The organism is Microbispora triticiradicis (assembly GCF_005864065.1).
GTDB classification, from domain to species: Bacteria; Actinomycetota; Actinomycetes; order Streptosporangiales; family Streptosporangiaceae; genus Microbispora; species Microbispora triticiradicis.
In genome coordinates this window covers 44,414-59,963 of sequence record NZ_VANP01000023.1, presented here as the reverse complement: position 1 = coordinate 59,963, position 15,550 = coordinate 44,414, and the positions used below count along the sequence as shown (strand labels likewise).

Genomic DNA, 15,550 nt, shown 5'->3' with positions numbered 1-15,550 from the left:
GTACGCGGAGGGTTCGCCGGGCGTTCGGGAGTGAGGAGTCGGCGGTGATCGAGAAGTTGATCCGGGATCTGGGGGCGGGTGTCGGGGTCGCCCTGCCCGCCGTGCGCGTCACGGGACAGGACCCCGTGCTGCCGTCTGTCTTCCCGCTCGGCACGATGGCCGCGGCGTCGGCCGGCGCGGTGAGCGCCGCCGTCGCCGCGTACGCCGCCCGGCACGGGCGCCCGGCCGGGCCGAACTCCGAGCCGATCCCGGGACCGAGCTCCGAACCGGACCTAGTGCCGTCCCCAGTGCCGGACCTCGGGCCGGGCCTGGGGACGAACTCCGGGCCGAATCCCGGGCCGATCGCGGGACCGAGCTCCGAGCCGGACCCCGCGCCGAATCCCGCGCTGGGCCTCGGGGCGGACCCCGCGACGGACCTCGGGCCGAGCTCCGGGCCGGACCAAGTGCCGGGCCTCGGGCCGAACTCGGGGGCGGGGAGCGGTGACCCCGAGGTGGCGATCGACGTCCGCCACGCCGCTGTGGCCTTCCAGAGCGAGCGGCACTTTCGTACGGACGGGAAGCCCATGGACGTCTGGGCGGCCCTGTCGGGGGACTACCCCGCCTCGGACGGCTGGGTCCGGCTCCACTGCAACTTTGACCACCACAGGGACGCCGCCCTGCGCGCGCTCGGGCTCGCCCCGGGGTCGGGCAAGGCGGCCGTCGAGAGGGCGTGCGCGGGCCGTACGGCCGTGGAGGTCGAGGAGGCGGTCGTCCGCGAGGGCGGCTGCGCGGCCGCGATGCGGAGCAGGGCGGAATGGCTCGCGCACCCGCAGGCGCGGGCCCTGGCCGGCCTCCCTCTGGTCGGTCTCTCCCGGCTGCCCGCCCCCGGTGATGACCGGGCCGGCGACCAGGCCGGCTACCGGGCCGCCGAGCGGGGCGGCTACCGGGCCGGCGACCGGGGCGGTGACCGGGCCGACGAGCGGGGCGGTGATGGCGCCGGCGATGGTGGAAGCAGTGCTGGGAGCCACGGGGGCCGTGCTGGGGATCAGAGTGGGGGCCGTGGCGTGGGGCGGGGCGCCGGCCTTTCCGTGGGCCTTTCCCCAGGCCGCGGCCGGGGTGAGGTGGAGGAGGACGGTGCGGGCGGTGGGGCGCGACCGCTCAGCGGCGTCCGGGTGCTCGATCTCACCAGGGTGATCGCCGGTCCGGTGGCCGCCCGCACTCTCGCGGCCTACGGCGCGGACGTCCTGCGGGTGGGCGCGGCGCACCTGCCGGAGGTGCCGGGGCTCGTGGTGGAGACGGCGTTCGGCAAACGGTCGTGCCACGTCGACCTGCGCTCGGAGACGGGCCGGGAGCGGCTGCGGGAACTGGTCCGCGGGGCCGACGTCGTCATCCAGGCGTACCGGCCGGGAACACTCCGGGCGAGGGGCTTCGGGCCGGACGACCTGGCCGCCCTGCGGCCGGGCGTCGTCTGCGTCGACGTCTCCGCCTACGGAAGCCGAGGGCCGTGGGCCTCCAGGCGTGGGTTCGACAGCCTCGTCCAGATGGCGAGCGGGATCGCCCATGAGAACGGCGACGGGCTGCGGCCCGCGCCGCTGCCGGCACAGGCTCTCGATCACGCCACGGGATATCTGGCGGCCTTCGGCGCGGTCGCGGCGCTGATCCGGCGCGCCGCCGAGGGCGGCTCCTGGCACGTCGAGGTGTCGTTGGCGCGGACCGCGACCTGGCTCGACGGTCTCGGCCGGATCGACGGCGGGGGAGTGCCGCGACCTGCGGCCGAGGATCTGCTGGCGACGATGGACAGCCCCTTCGGCACGCTCACCTATGTGACGCCCCCCGGCCTCGCCGGGGGCGTGCGGCCGGGCTGGACGACCCCGCCGCCCCGCCAGGGCGAGCACCCCGCCGCCTGGGCGCTCTGAAGGGGCCGCGCCCGCGGAAGCCGCCGAGGTGAAGACCCTCTTCGGGAGCGCCGGGAGGAGCCTGCGGGGCGCCGCCGGGTGCCGCGCCCGCGGAGGGTCATCGGAAGGGGCGGATCCGGGTAGACTGTTCGACGGCCTGTTAGGCCGAATTCGCACGCCCATTCACGAGCCGCCTTTCTCGGTCCGGACCGCGTCCGGTGAAAGTGGCGGCCCGGGGCGTCAGGGCGCGGGCAAGAGGGCCCGCGTGACCAACCGAGACCGTGCCCAAGGGCACACGACCATGGAGGACCATCACCATGGCCCCTGTCGTCACCATGCGGCAGCTGCTGGAGAGCGGCGTTCACTTCGGCCACCAGACCCGCCGGTGGAACCCGAAGATGAAGCGCTTCATCTTCACCGAGCGCAACGGCATCTACATCATCGACCTGCAGAAGTCGCTGTCGTACATCGACCGTGCCTACGACTTCGTGAAGGAGACCGTCGCGCACGGCGGCACCATCATGTTCATCGGCACGAAGAAGCAGGCGCAGGAGTCGATCGTCGAGCAGGCGTCGCGCGTCGGCATGCCGTACGTGAACCAGCGCTGGCTGGGCGGCATGCTCACCAACTTCTCCACCGTGCACAAGAGGCTCCAGCGGCTCAAGGAGCTGGAGGAGCTCGACTTCGACAACGTGGCCGGCTCCGGGCTCACCAAGAAGGAGCTCCTCATGCGCCGCCGCGAGAAGGAGAAGCTGGAGCGCACCCTCGGCGGTATCCGTGACATGGCCCGCGTCCCGAGCGCGGTCTGGGTCGTGGACACCAAGAAGGAGCACATCGCGATCAACGAGGCCAAGAAGCTTGGCATCCCGGTCGTCGCGATCCTGGACACCAACTGCGACCCCGACGAGGTCGACTACCCGATCCCGGGCAACGACGACGCCATCCGCGCCGTCAGCCTCCTCACTCGCGTGATCGCCGACGCCGTCGCCGACGGCCTGATGACCCGTGCGGGCGCCGGTCGCGGTGACGAGAAGCCCGCGGGTGTCGCCGCCGCCGAGCCGCTGGCCGAGTGGGAGCGCGAGCTCCTGGAGGCCCCCGCCGCCGAGGCTCCGGCCGCCGAGACCGCCGAGACCGCCGAGGCTCCGGCCGCCGAGACCGCGGAGGCCCCGGCTGCCGAGGCCGCCGAGGCTCCCGCCGCCGAGCAGGGCGAGCAGGCCGAGCAGGCCTAGGGTAGGACCACCGGTCCCCGCCGGCGCGGCTCCGGCCGCTTCCGACAGGCGGGGACCCCAGGGAAGACCTGGTCCCAGGCGCCGGTGCCGCACCGGGCACCGGCGCCCACGGCTCCACCGGGCGGGCGCGCCACACGGCCGGCCCCGCCCCCACGACGATTCGCATCCGGGTCCCGAAGAGGAAATTGGACAATGGCTTCCGTAAACATGGCCGACGTCAAGCGGCTTCGTGAGCTGACCGCCGCCGGCATGATGGACTGCAAGAAGGCGCTCGAGGAGTCCGAGGGCGACTTCGACAAGGCCGTCGACATCCTGCGCCTCAAGGGCGCCAAGGACGTCGGCAAGCGCGAGGCCCGCACCGCGTCGAACGGCCTGGTCGCCGTCAAGCACGAGGGCGACTCCCTCGCGGCGCTGCTGGAGCTCAACTGCGAGACCGACTTCGTCGCCAAGAACGAGCGTTTCCAGGAGCTCGCTGCCGACATCGTCGCGCACATCGTCGCGAGCAAGCCCGCCGACGTGCCGTCCCTGCTCGAGTCCGAGCTGAACGGCAAGACCGTCAAGGAGCTGCTCGACGAGGCCAACGCGGCGCTCGGCGAGAAGATCGAGATCCGCCGGTTCTCCGTGCTGGAGGGTGGCTTCATCACCTCCTACATGCACAAGACCGACCCGCAGCTCCCGCCGGCCGTGGGCGTGCTCGTGCAGCTCGACACGCCGAACGCCGAGATCGCCAAGGACATCGCCCAGCACACCGCCGCGATGGCCCCGAAGTACCTCAGCCCTGCCGAGGTGCCCGCCGAGGTCATCGAGAAGGAGCGGTCGCTGTTCGAGCAGATGACCCGCGAGGAGGGCAAGCCCGAGGGTGCCATCCCGAAGATCGTCGATGGCCGGGTCAACGGCTGGTACAAGGACTTCACGCTCCTTGAGCAGGCGTTCGTCAAGGACAACAAGAAGACGATCGCGAAGGTCGCGGACGAGGCCGGCGTCAAGGTCCTGGCCTTCACCCGCTACAAGGTCGGCCAGGCTTAGGCTTAATTGCCAGGATCGACCCACGCGACACGAGGAGGCCGCCGCCGTGCAGGAGAACACCAGACCCGCCACGCCGGCGGCTTCGTCGTACGACGGGCCGCTGCGGTGGAAGCGGGTGATGCTGAAGCTGTCGGGTGAGGCGTTCGCCGGCGGCGAGTCCCTCGGGATCGACCCGCGCGTCGTCGCCCAGCTCGCGGACTCGGTCGCCGAGGCGGTCCGCGAGGGCGTGCAGGTGGCCGTCGTCGTCGGCGGGGGCAACATGTTCCGCGGCGCGGCCCTGTCGCAGGGCGGCATGGACCGCGCCCGGGCCGACTACATGGGGATGCTGGGGACGGTCATCAACTGTCTCGCCCTGCAGGACTTCCTGGAGAAGCGCGGCATCGACACCCGCGTGCAGACGGCCATCACGATGCAGCAGGTGGCCGAGCCGTTCCTGCCGCGCCGGGCGATCCGCCACCTGGAGAAGGGGCGCGTGGTCATCTTCGGCGCGGGCCTCGGGTCGCCGTTCTTCTCGACCGACACCTGTGCCGCGCAGCGCGCGCTGGAGATCGGCGCCGAGGCGCTGCTGAAGGGCACCCAGGTCGACGGCGTGTACGACTCGGACCCGCGCAAGAACCCCGACGCGGTCCGATTCGACCAGCTTGAGTACGGTGAGGTGCTGACGCGGGGACTCGGGGTCATGGACGCCACCGCGATCAGCCTGTGCATGGACAACGGCCTGCCCATCGTGGTCTTCGACCTCATGGGCGAGGGCAACATCCTGCGGGCGGTCCGCGGTGAGAAGATCGGCACGCTGGTGAGTCCGGCAGGGAAGTAGGGAGCCGCAGTGATCGACGAAACCCTCCTCGAGGCCGAGGAGAAGATGGACAAGGCGGTGACGGTCGCCAAGGACGACTTCGCGAGCATCCGCACCGGCCGCGTGACGCCCTCGATGTTCAACAAGATCAACGTTGACTACTACGGGTCGCCGACGCCCATCCAGCAGCTCGCGTCGTTCCACGTCCCCGAGGCGCGCATGGTGCTCATCCAGCCGTACGACAAGGGCTCGCTGAACGGGGTCGAGAGGGCCATCCGCGACAGCGACCTCGGCGTCAACCCCAGCAACGACGGCACCGTGATCCGCGTGGTGTTCCCCGAGCTGTCGGAGGAACGCCGCAAGGAGTACATCAAGGTCGCCCGCAACAAGGCGGAGCACGGCCGGGTGTCCGTGCGGAACATCCGGCGGCACGCCAAGGAGATCCTCGACAGGCTCGTCAAGGACGGCGAGGCCGGCGAGGACGAGGTCCACCGCGCGGTCAAGGAGCTCGACGACCTCACCCAGAAGCACGTCGCGAAGATCGACGAGCTGCTGAAGCACAAGGAAGCCGAGCTGCTCGAGGTCTGACACCGCGGCCCCCCGGGCCGAACGGCATGACCGTGATCCTTGTGCCGCGCCATGGGCAGGTGCGGCACAAGGATCACGCGTATATGGAGAGTGAGACGCTGTGGACGGAACTGCTGCCGCCGGCGACCGGAACCCGGCGGGGGGCGCGACCGGCCCCTCCGGCGCCGGGCACGGTACCGAGAGGGACGACCCGGCGGACGCGGCCGCGCCGTCCGGCGACGCCGGGAAGGCCACCGGCCGCACCGGGCGCAACCTCCCGGCCGCCGTGGCGGTCGGCGTCGCGCTGGGCGCGGTGGTCATCGGCTCGCTCTACTTTGTCAAGGTGGCGTTCCTCGTCGTGGTCCTGGTGGCCGTCGGCGTGGGTGTTCACGAGATCGTCAAGGCGCTCGGCGGCTACGGCGTGCGGGTGCCCCTCGCGCCGCTGCTCGCGGGCATGGCGGCCATGGTGCTCGGCCCGTACTGGGGCGGCGCCACGTTCCTGGTCGGCGCCTTCGCGGTGACCGTGATGGTGCTGCTGGCGTGGCGGATGTTCCAGGGCGCCGAGGGCTTCGTCCGGGACGCGACGGCCGCGTTGTTCGTCGCGGCCTACCCGGCGCTGATCGCCGGGTTCGTCCCCCTGCTGCTGGCCCCCGAGGACGGGCCCGACCGGGTGATCGTGTTCGTCGCGGTGACGGTCTGCAGCGACATCGGGGGCTACTTCGCCGGAATCTTCTTCGGCAGGCACCGCATGTCGCCGCTCATCAGCCCGAAGAAGACCTGGGAGGGCTTCGCCGGGTCCACCCTCGCCTGCGTGGTCGCCGGCGCCTTACTGGTGCACTTCCTGCTGGGCGGCGAGTACTGGGAGGGCGCGGTCGTCGGCCTGGCCGGAGTCACCTGCGCGACGCTCGGCGACCTGGTCGAATCGGTGATCAAGCGCGACATCGGGATCAAGGACATGGGCACGCTGCTGCCGGGCCACGGCGGGGCGATGGACCGTCTCGACTCGCTGCTGTTCACGCTCGTCCCCGTGTGGCTGCTGCTCACCCTGCTCGTTCCGGCCGCCTGACGACCGGCCGCGCCTGACTACCGTACGCCTCACAACCAACCGCCCGGCGACCGCGACCCCGGGTCAGATCCGGCTGGTGAGGGTGAGCCGCTCGGTCACCGCCCGATGTCCGTGCTCGGCCACCAGGCGGAGTTCGGCGTCGGTGAGCGGGAGCAGCCACAGCCACCGTACGACGTCCCCGCCAAACATGAATCCGGACATATCCGGTAATCCTGGCGGGTCCATCAGCATGAGGACCCCCTCATGCCCGCCGCCCAGCGGGAACGTCACCGGCTTCTGGAACCAGCGGGCCGTGTGCCCATGTCCCAGCCAGGTCACCGACCGCCACGGGTACTGCCCGAGCCAGGAGAACAACCGGGCGGCGACCCTCGGATCCTGCCTGGTCGCGAGCGCGAGTTCCACCCGGCACGCCGTGTCGTACATCTCCGCGGTGGGCATCCGCTGGCAGCTCATGCCCACGGTCGACAGGACGGTGTAGTCCCTGGTGAACGTCGGCGGGCGCTCGCTGACGCCGACGAGCGGCAGGCGGTCGCCGCCGACGTCCCAGTAGCGCCCCGGCGGGCCGAGCCTGCCGTCGAGGTGGCCCAGCACGAACTGCTGGAAGGTGGCCCAGCTTCCCTCCGCCTGCCGCCACTGCCAGTAGGCGCGGGCCTTGGCCACGCGGGGGGCGAGCCCTTCCAGCGCCTCGGCGAGCGACCAGGCGTACGGCGACTCCCCGACCGCGTCCCTGGCGTATCCGGGCAGGCCGCGGTCGAGGTCGGCCCAGGACGGAATGACCGCGAGGAGTTCGCCGTTCTCGTACAGGGCGACGCCGTCGCCCTCCTCGAACCACAGCACCGACAGCGCCGCAGGGTCGAGCGGCGGGGTGCCCTGCGGCCGCGTGGTGCGGTTCGCGGGCAGCACCGGCGGCAGCCCGGCGCCCACCCGTGCGGGGTCGTCCTCGGCGGGGGCCGGGACGTGGTTGGCCAGCCAGACCGCTCCGTGGACGATCCCTCGCGCGTCGCGAAGGTAAGCTACGGAGGAGGTCCGGTCGGCTTCGATCGTCAGTGTGCGGCTCCCGTAGGGGTTGGGGCTGGTGAGCACGACAGTGATGTCCACACCTCACCTCTCGTAGGCCTGCGGGATTCGGCCGCCAGACAGAATGTAGAACCGCTCGCGTCAGTCGTTAAGAGGACGGCCGCGAGGAGATGGAAAGGGTTTCGCGTGAGCGAGCAGCCGAAGACCGGGCAGCTGACCTTCGTCGCGCCCCGACGGGCCAAGCCGCAGCGCCATCTGGCCGACCTCACGATGGCCGAGCGCAGGGCGGCCGTGGCCGAGATCGGCGAGAAGCCGTTCCGCGCCGACCAGCTCTCGCGGCACTACTTCACCCGGCTGACCGGCTCGCCGGAGCAGATGACCGACCTGCCGGCGCCGCTGCGCGAGCGGCTGGTGGAGCAACTCATGCCTCCGCTGCTGACGTCCGTACGCGAGATCACCTGCGACGGCGGCACCACCCGCAAGAACCTGTGGAAGCTGTTCGACGGCTCGCTGGTCGAGTCGGTCCTCATGCGTTATCCCGACCGCGTCACGATGTGCGTGTCCTCCCAGGCCGGGTGTGGCATGAACTGCCCGTTCTGCGCGACGGGGCAGGCGGGGCTCACCCGCAACATGTCCACCGCCGAGATCGTCGAGCAGGTCGTCGCGGGGGCGCGGGCACTGGCGAGGGGCGAGGTCCCGGGCGGGCCGGGCCGCGTCACCAACGTGGTCTTCATGGGCATGGGTGAGCCGATGGCCAACTACAAGGCCGTCATCGGCGCCGTCCGCCGCCTGGTCGATCCCGCGCCGGAGGGCCTCGGCATCTCGGCCCGCGGGGTCACCGTCTCCACGGTCGGCCTGGTGCCGGCGATCGGCAAGCTGGCCGAGGAGGGCCTGCCGGTGACGCTCGCCGTCTCCCTCCACGCTCCGGACGACGAGCTCAGGGACACGCTCGTGCCGATCAACACGCGGTGGAAGGTCGCCGAGGTGCTCGACGCGGCCTGGAGCTACGCGGCCAGGACCAAGCGGCGCGTCTCCATCGAGTACGCGCTGATCAAGGACGTCAACGACCAGGAGTGGCGGGCCGACCTGCTCGGCCGCCTGCTCAAGGGCAAGCTGGTGCACGTCAACCTCATCCCGCTCAACCCCACCCCCGGCTCGAAGTGGACCGCGTCGCGTCCCGAGGACGAGCGGGCCTTCGTACGCCGCCTGGAGTCCCACGGCGTCGCCGTCACCGTGCGGGACACGCGGGGACGGGAGATCGACGGGGCGTGCGGCCAGCTCGCCGCCGCGCCCCAGCCGTAGCGGGCCGGCCGTAGCGAGTCGGCCGTGGCGAGTCGGCCGTAGGGTCAGCCGCGGCGGGTCACGGCCGGGTGCGGCGCAGCCACGTGTAGGCCGCCAGGCCTATCGCGGGCCACAGCACCGACTGCGCCGTGAGCAGGGGCGCGTTCGCCAGCAGCACTCCGTGGTGGGCGTCCCGCATCCAGCCCATCACCGGCACGGTGAGCCAGCGGGCCCCGGTGAGGCTGAGCATCAGCATCAGCAGGTACCCGAAGATCAGAGCCATCGTGGAGACCGCCGGGGAGCGCAGGATCGGGCGGCTCGTCAATGCCCCGAGGGCGAGCCCCGCCGCCGCCGACAGCAGATGCAGCCACACGCCGGTCAGCAGCACGCCGGTGGTGGGGGCGGTGGTCAGCCGGCCGAGCAGCGCGGCTTCGGCGATCGCGGTGAGCACGAGCAGCGAGGCGAACGCCGCCAGCAGGCCGCTCACTAGCTCCCGCGTTCCCAGGGCGGACAGGGCGACGGAGCGCTGCTCGTCCGGCTCGGTGTCCAGCAGGCCGCGGGCGGCCCACGCGAGCACCGGCACGAGCATGGCCGCGGAGTCGGCCGTGGCGGCGATCTCCTGACCCGTGGGCACGGCGGTCGCGTAGAGGACCGCGAGCAGCGCGAGCAGCGCGAGCAGTGGTTGCAGGGCCCGGTGCGAGGCGACGTATCCGGCGACGCGGAACCGCGCCAGGGCGATCACGGAGGTCATTCCGCGGCCTCCCCGGCGACGCGGGCCGTGCTACGCACCGTGCAGCCCTCGGCGCGCAGGCGGCCGGCCAGTTCCGCGGCCCTCGACGCGGGCACCGCCACCTCCAGCACGGTCAGGGGCTCCTCGCCGGCCGGCTCGACCGGCTCCAGTTCCCGTACGGCGCGGTCGCGGACCTCGAAACGGCGCAGCCCGGGGAAGTCGCGCAGGTCGCCCTGGTGGTCGCTCACCACGACGATCCCGCCGCGCGCGCCGATCTCCCCGATGATCCGGGGAAGCTCGGCGCGGGTGGCGGCGTCGAGTCCGGCGAACGGTTCGTCGAGCACGAGCAGCCCCGGCTCGGCGAGCAGCGCCTGGGCGAGGCCCACCTTGTGGGCGCTGCCCTTGGACAGGTCCGGCAGGCGCCGGCCGAGCAGGTGGTCCATGCCGAGCCGCTCGCTCCAGTGGCCGATCGTGTCCTGGGTCACGCGGCGGACCGCCGCCATGTGCCGCAGATAGGCCGCCACCGTGAACGGCTGGTCGGCGGGGAAGCGCTCGGGGGCGTACCCGACGACCCGGGGGCGGCCCTCCACGCGTCCGCGCACGGGCCTGAGCAGCCCGGCGGCGAGCCGCAGGAGGGTCGACTTGCCGGTGCCGTTGGGGCCCACGACCTCGGCGACGTCCCCGGGATCGAGGACCAGATCGGCGTCGGACAGGACCCACGGGTCGCGCCGTCCGTACCGGAAGGAGACGCTGGCGATCCGCATAGGTTCCCGAGCCTATCGAAGGATCTCCGCCCATTTCGGGTATTCGTGATCAATAGCCCTGCGTCCGGGCTGGAGCGGCGTCCGGCTCCGCCGGAAAACCCTCATAAATCGCAACAAGTGTCAATTTCGTGGCGCGATGCACCACGATGGTGCTCATGCTTCGCAGATCATCCCCCCTGACGGCTGTCCTCGCCGCTGGTCTCACGTTGACCGCCTCCCTGGTCGCCGCCCCCGCGGCCTGGGCCGACACCTACACGCCGGGCTCGGCCGGCCTGGGAGACCCGTACTTCCCGCACGCGGGCAACGGCGGGTACGACGCCGGCCACTACGCGATCAAGCTGAGGTTCACGCCGAAGACGCACCACATCAGCGCCACCACCACGATCACGGCCACGGCGACCAAGAACCTGTCCCGCTTCAACCTCGACTTCTCCGGGCCGAAGATCAGCCGCGTCGAGGTGAACGGCAAGCGGGCGGCGTACCGGCGGAAGGGCCAGGAACTCGTCGTCACCCCCCGGCACGGGCTGCCGTCGGGGGAGAAGTTCACGGTCGAGGTGTCCTACGCGGGCCGGCCGAAGTCGATCCAGGACGAGGCGCTCGGCGCCTCCGGCTGGATCAACACCACGGACGGCGCCGTCGTCGTGGCCGAGCCGGACGGCGCCCGCAGCTGGTTCCCGGTCAACGACAACCCCCGCGACAAGGCCACCTTCAGCTTCCAGGTCTCCGCGCCCCACGGCGTCACGGTCCTCGCCAACGGAGAGCCGAAGAACTCCGGGATCGTCGGCGTCCGCGGCGGCTACAGCACGTGGAGGTGGGAGATGTCCCAGCCCATGGCGCCGTACCTCGCCACGGTCGCGATCGGGAAGTTCAAGGTCACCGAGGGCACCGTCGACGGCATCCCCAGCATCACGGCGTACGACCCCTCGCTGGCCAAGGAGTTCAGGTACCTGCACCGCACCACCGCCAAGGCGATCAGGTGGGAGTCGAAGGTCTTCGGCGCCTACCCGTTCACGTCCACCGGCGGCATCGCCGACAAGCTCGGCGTCTCCTACTCTCTGGAGACCCAGGGCAGGCCGGTGTACGACAAGGGCATGGCCGACGACCTGGTCATCGTGCACGAGCTGGCCCACCAGTGGTTCGGCGACAGCGTCGGCCTGTGGAGCTGGAAGGACATCTGGCTCAACGAGGGCTTCGCGACGTACGCCGAGTGGCTGTACGAGGAGCAGCACGGCGGCCCGTCGGCCGAGACGACCTTCGCGAAGCTCTACAAGAAGAAGAGCGGCAGCGACTTCTGGAAGCTCAGGACGGGCGATCCGGGACGCGCCGGCATGTTCGACGGCGACGCGATCTACACGCGCGGCGCCATGACCGTGCACGCCCTGCGCAAGAAGATCGGCGACGAGACGTTCTTCACGCTGCTGCGCACGTGGACGGAGGAGAACCGGCACTCCACGGTCACCACGAAGGACTTCGTGGACCTCGCCGAGCGGCTCTCCGGCCAGGACCTCGACGCCCTGTTCGACGCCTGGCTCTACAAGGCGCACAAGCCCAAGCTCTGAGACGCGCCGACGTCCTCACGCAGGGCCCGGACGGTACGACGCGCCGAGGCACTCGCGACGAGTCCGGGCCGCGCCACGGGCCCGGGTCAAGTGACGCGACCGGGTCATGCGAGGAGTTCGGGCGGGCGCGGGCGGCCGGTGTGACACCCGCCGCCCGCGCACCCGCCCCCGCACCCGCCGTCTCCGGGCGGCCGTCAGCGTGACGCCCACGGCGTTCGCGACCCCGCACGGCCGCGACACCGGGCTTCACACGTCCGCCGGACGTCCCGCGCGACGTCCGGCTTCCACGCGCCCGCGACGCGGGCGCCACGTGACGACGGATCCACGCCGGAGGTGGCGGGCGGGGCTCAGCCCGCGGAGGCCGCGGGAGCGGGTTCGAACCCCGCCGTACGGTACCGCTCGATCTCCACCCATGCGGCCGACATCCCGGTGAGGCACCGGTCGAACACCTCCGCCTGCCGGACGTACGCCTCGCGGGCGGGACCGGGACGCACGCACAGGTCGTCGGTGTCGCTGACCGACCACGGCACGTCGCTGTGGCCGAGCGCGGCGGGCAGCAGCGAGGCGACCCCCCGCGCGCCCAGCTCGCTGGTGAGCTGCCGCCGGACGGGACGGCCGAGAACGTCGGCGAACACCTGCGCCCAGACCTCCGACCGCGCGCCGCCGCCGGCCAGCCGCCAGGGCCGGTCGCCGACGTCGGCCCCGCTGGCCAGGACCCGGTCGAGCTGGACCCGGTGATACTGGGCGACGCCCTCGATGACCGCGCGGGTGAGGTGACCGCGGCGGTGGACGGCGGAGACGCCGAGGAACGTCCCGGAGGCCGCCGGATGCTCGGGGGCGCCGTTGACGAAGGGCAGGAACAGCAGACCGCCGGCGCCCGGCTCGACCGTCGCCGCCTCCTCCAGCAGTTCCGCCGCCGGGACGCCGCCGCCCGTCTGCCGGTGCGGGGCCGAGGCCGAGCTCAGCCAGTCGAGGTTGGCGGCCGACGTGGGCGCGACCTCCATGGCGAGCATCGTGCCCGAGTCCGGCATCAGCGCGCTGAGCGTGACCTCGGGCGCGGGCGTCGCCGCGGGGACGACGACCCCGTTGATGGCCCACGTCCCCACGATGATCGTGACGTCGCCCGGCGCCCGGCCGCCCGCGCCGAGCGTCGCGGCCACACAGTCCATGCAGCCCGCGATGACCGGCAGCCCCTCGGGCAGCCCGGTCAGCTCCGCGACCCGCGCGCTCAGCCCGGCGACGACCTGCCCCGACTCACGCAGCGGAGGGAAGCGGTCGAGGTCCGCGGCCGGCAGCCCCACCAGTTCGAGTGCCGTCGGGGTGTAGGCGCGGGTGTCCAGCGCGACCATCCCGAACGCGCTCGCGTCGCTGTAGTCGGCGCTGGGCACGCCGGTGAGCCGCGAGGTCACCCAGTCCTTGCACGACAGCGCCCACCGGGTCCTCGCGTACGCCTCCGGCTCGGCGTCGTGCATCCAGCGCAGCAGCACGGCGGGCTGGGCGGCCCACGGGATGGAGCCGGTCTCGGCGGCGAGGCGGCGGGCCGCCTCCGGCTCGATCGCGTCCACGATGTGCTGGGCGCGGCTGTCGGACGACGCGATGGCCGGCCCGACCGGCCGCAGCCACTCGTCGACGGGATAGAGCCCGTTGCCGTGGGCCGCGACGCCGATCCCGGCCGGCACGTACCCGTCGGCCGCGAGCTTGCCCGCGAGGTCGCCGAGCAGCGAGACGACGGTCTCGGCGAGGCCGGTCATGTCCACGTCGTGGCGGTGGGCCGTCACGCTGGTGCGCGGCGTGCGGGCGTGCACCACCCCCACCTCGCGTCCCTCCGCGTCGAACGCCGCCGCCTTCGACGCGGTCAGGCCCACGTCGACCCCGATGTAACACGTGGCCTGGTTCGTCATGCCGTCCTCCCGCTGCCCCTGCTCCCGCCCACGCCCCCGCCAGTGCTTCCGCCCGCGCCCGCCGCCTCGGCCAGGGCGCGGGGACGGTGACGCCGCAACTCCCTCTCGTACGCGGCCACCTCGGAGCGGGCCCGGTCCTCGTCCCAGCCGAGGTGGCGTACGGCGACGTCCGCGCAGGTCGCGGCGCTGTTCAGGCCCATGTCGCCGTTGAGCCCGACAAGGATACGCCGCAGCATGACGTCGGCCAGCGTCACCGCCCCCTCCTCGCGCACGGCCATGACGACCTCGGCGGCGAGCGCCCCGGTCTCCTTGTCGACCACCTCGGCGAGCGAGGGGTCCCCGGCGGCGATCTCCAGCACCCGCCGGGCGCGCACGCCGTACAGCTGCAGCAGGCGGCGGGAGGACGCCCGGTCGAGCGGGGAGTCGCGGAGGAAGTCGCGGACGAACTCCGGCCAGGCCGAGGTCTCCGCGCCGGGCAGGGGCCGTTCCCGGGTGACGCACGGGCGGGGACGGCGGCCGAGCACGCGCAGCGCCGCGTCGGTGACGTCCTCCGCCAGCGCCCGGTGGGTGGTGAGCTTGCCGCCGATGACGGTCAGCAGCCCCCGGTACGCCGGCCCGTGGTCGAGCACCGTGTGCCCACGGCTGATCTTCGCGTTGTCCGACACCCCGCTCGTGTACGGCAGGGGCCGGATCCCGGCGACGCTCCACAGCACGTCGGAGGGGGTCAGCCCGGCGCCGGGGAAGATCCGGTTGGTCTCCGCGAGCAGATACTCGATCTCGGTGTCGCTCGCGACGACCTCGTCCAGGTCGCCCTCGTACGTCAGGTCGGTGCTGCCGAGCACGTAGCGGCCCTGCCAGGGGAAGACGAAGATCGGCCGGCCGTCGGCCGCCGCCTCGAAGAAGATGCAGGTGTCGGGGGCGCCGGGGAACGGGTCGAGCACGACGTGGCTGCCCTTGGTGCCGCCGTTCAGGCGGCGGCTCTCGATCTGGCCGTCGAGGATCCGGTCGATCCACGGCCCGGCGGCGTTGACGGTGACGGCGGCCCGGATCTCGCCGCGCGCCCCCGTCCGCACGTCCTCGGTGCGCAGGCCCGCGACGCGGTCGCCCTCGACGACGAGTCCGGTGACGGAGGTGTAGGTCAGCACCCGCGCGCCGAGGCGGCGCGCGTCGAGGAACAGCTCGACGCAGAGCCGCTCCGCCCAGGGCACCTGCGCGTCGTGGAAGAGCGCGGCCCCGCGCAGGCCGTCGCGGGAGAGCGTGGGCCATCTGCGGGCCACAGTGCGGACCGGGACGGTCCGGCTGAGGCCGCGTCCCCGGCCCAAAGCCAGCAGATCGAACGCCAGCAGGCCGAGGCGGATGAGCGTGCCGGGCCGGGTGTTCCCCTTGTAGAAGGGGATCAGCATCGGGTAGTCGCGGACGAGGTGCGGAGCGGTGCGGAACAGCAGGTGCCGCTCTCGTATGGATTCGTGCACGAGCGCGAAGTCGTAGCGCTCCAGGTACTTGAGGCCGCCGTGGATGAGCCGGCTGGAGGTGCTCGACGTGCCCGAGCCCACGTCGGCGCGGTCGACGACGATGACGCGCAGGCCGCGGGCCGCGGCGTCCCGGGCGATGGCGAGCCCGTTGATACCGGCTCCGATGACGGCGAGATCGACGACGTGGTTCTCGCCGGAGGGGACATGGTGCGACATGGGAGGCTCCCGGGGGAATGACGGGCGCGGGTCCGCGGGCGGCGCTCACCGG

General features: G+C 72.5%; 13 protein-coding genes. 8 read left to right on the top strand and 5 right to left on the bottom strand.

The annotated features are described in order from the left end of the window. Positions 1–44: 44 nt before the first annotated feature. From FED44_RS37870 to FED44_RS34140, 6 genes are all read left to right on the top strand, one after another. On the top strand, positions 45–1,895 hold the full coding sequence (locus tag FED44_RS37870; protein WP_244302499.1) for a CoA transferase: 1,851 nt from the start codon (positions 45–47) through the stop codon (positions 1,893–1,895). Positions 1,896–2,191: 296 nt separating this feature from the next. After that, on the top strand, positions 2,192–3,103 hold the full coding sequence (gene rpsB, locus FED44_RS34160) for a 30S ribosomal protein S2 (RefSeq protein WP_138463255.1): 912 nt from the start codon (positions 2,192–2,194) through the stop codon (positions 3,101–3,103). A gap of 192 nt (positions 3,104–3,295) precedes the next feature. Next, positions 3,296–4,129, top strand: coding sequence for a translation elongation factor Ts (tsf, locus tag FED44_RS34155; RefSeq protein WP_111701995.1), 834 nt, complete (start codon positions 3,296–3,298; stop codon positions 4,127–4,129). A 118-nt stretch (positions 4,130–4,247) separates the two neighbouring features. Then, positions 4,248–4,946: a UMP kinase gene (gene pyrH / locus FED44_RS34150; protein ID WP_244460937.1), complete on the top strand. Its 699-nt coding sequence runs from the start codon at positions 4,248–4,250 to the stop codon at positions 4,944–4,946. A gap of 9 nt (positions 4,947–4,955) precedes the next feature. Then, entirely contained in the window at positions 4,956–5,513 is a 558-nt protein-coding gene (frr, locus tag FED44_RS34145) for a ribosome recycling factor (protein ID WP_111701990.1), read from the top strand. 100 nt (positions 5,514–5,613) lie between these two features. Then, positions 5,614–6,558 (top strand): phosphatidate cytidylyltransferase, encoded by a 945-nt coding sequence (locus FED44_RS34140; protein WP_111701988.1) that lies wholly within the window; start codon positions 5,614–5,616, stop codon positions 6,556–6,558. Between the two features lie 63 nt (positions 6,559–6,621). Here the strand turns inward: FED44_RS34140 and FED44_RS34135 are convergent, their stop codons facing one another. Continuing rightward, on the bottom strand, positions 6,622–7,656 hold the full coding sequence (locus tag FED44_RS34135) for a suppressor of fused domain protein (protein ID WP_111701986.1): 1,035 nt from the start codon (positions 7,654–7,656) through the stop codon (positions 6,622–6,624). A 105-nt stretch (positions 7,657–7,761) separates the two neighbouring features. Between FED44_RS34135 and rlmN the strand changes: the two genes are divergently transcribed. Beyond that, complete coding sequence (gene rlmN, locus FED44_RS34130) at positions 7,762–8,877, top strand: dual-specificity RNA methyltransferase RlmN (RefSeq protein ID WP_111701984.1); 1,116 nt, start codon at positions 7,762–7,764, stop codon at positions 8,875–8,877. A 58-nt stretch (positions 8,878–8,935) separates the two neighbouring features. On the opposite strand, the gene FED44_RS34125 is transcribed toward rlmN, so the two are convergent. After that, positions 8,936–9,607, bottom strand: coding sequence for a hypothetical protein (locus FED44_RS34125; protein WP_138463254.1), 672 nt, complete (start codon positions 9,605–9,607; stop codon positions 8,936–8,938). Further along, positions 9,604–10,350 carry an ABC transporter ATP-binding protein gene (locus FED44_RS34120; RefSeq protein WP_138463253.1) on the bottom strand — a complete coding sequence of 249 codons (747 nt, stop codon included), beginning with the start codon at positions 10,348–10,350 and terminating at the stop codon, positions 9,604–9,606. The genes FED44_RS34125 and FED44_RS34120 overlap by 4 nt, the downstream gene beginning before the upstream one ends. A gap of 155 nt (positions 10,351–10,505) precedes the next feature. On the opposite strand from FED44_RS34120, the gene FED44_RS34115 reads away from it, so the two are divergent. Beyond that, positions 10,506–11,909, top strand: coding sequence for a M1 family metallopeptidase (locus FED44_RS34115; protein WP_138463252.1), 1,404 nt, complete (start codon positions 10,506–10,508; stop codon positions 11,907–11,909). Between the two features lie 347 nt (positions 11,910–12,256). On the opposite strand, the gene FED44_RS34110 is transcribed toward FED44_RS34115, so the two are convergent. Next, entirely contained in the window at positions 12,257–13,810 is a 1,554-nt protein-coding gene (locus tag FED44_RS34110) for an FGGY-family carbohydrate kinase (RefSeq protein ID WP_111701978.1), read from the bottom strand. After that, positions 13,807–15,498, bottom strand: coding sequence for a glycerol-3-phosphate dehydrogenase/oxidase (locus FED44_RS34105; RefSeq protein WP_138463251.1), 1,692 nt, complete (start codon positions 15,496–15,498; stop codon positions 13,807–13,809). The genes FED44_RS34110 and FED44_RS34105 overlap by 4 nt, the downstream gene beginning before the upstream one ends. Positions 15,499–15,550: the final 52 nt, after the last annotated feature.

Bases quoted from the DNA above. Each gene is read 5' to 3' on its own strand.
- rpsB (WP_138463255.1), top strand. From the start codon at position 2,192: ATGGCCCCTGTCGTCACCATGCGGCAGCTGCTGGAGAGCGGCGTTCAC.
- tsf (WP_111701995.1), top strand. From the start codon at position 3,296: ATGGCTTCCGTAAACATGGCCGACGTCAAGCGGCTTCGTGAGCTGACC.
- pyrH (WP_244460937.1), top strand. From the start codon at position 4,248: ATGCTGAAGCTGTCGGGTGAGGCGTTCGCCGGCGGCGAGTCCCTCGGG.
- FED44_RS34125 (WP_138463254.1), bottom strand. From the start codon at position 9,607: ATGACCTCCGTGATCGCCCTGGCGCGGTTCCGCGTCGCCGGATACGTC.
- FED44_RS34120 (WP_138463253.1), bottom strand. From the start codon at position 10,350: ATGCGGATCGCCAGCGTCTCCTTCCGGTACGGACGGCGCGACCCGTGG.
- FED44_RS34115 (WP_138463252.1), top strand. From the start codon at position 10,506: ATGCTTCGCAGATCATCCCCCCTGACGGCTGTCCTCGCCGCTGGTCTC.
- FED44_RS34110 (WP_111701978.1), bottom strand. From the start codon at position 13,810: ATGACGAACCAGGCCACGTGTTACATCGGGGTCGACGTGGGCCTGACC.
- FED44_RS34105 (WP_138463251.1), bottom strand. From the start codon at position 15,498: ATGTCGCACCATGTCCCCTCCGGCGAGAACCACGTCGTCGATCTCGCC.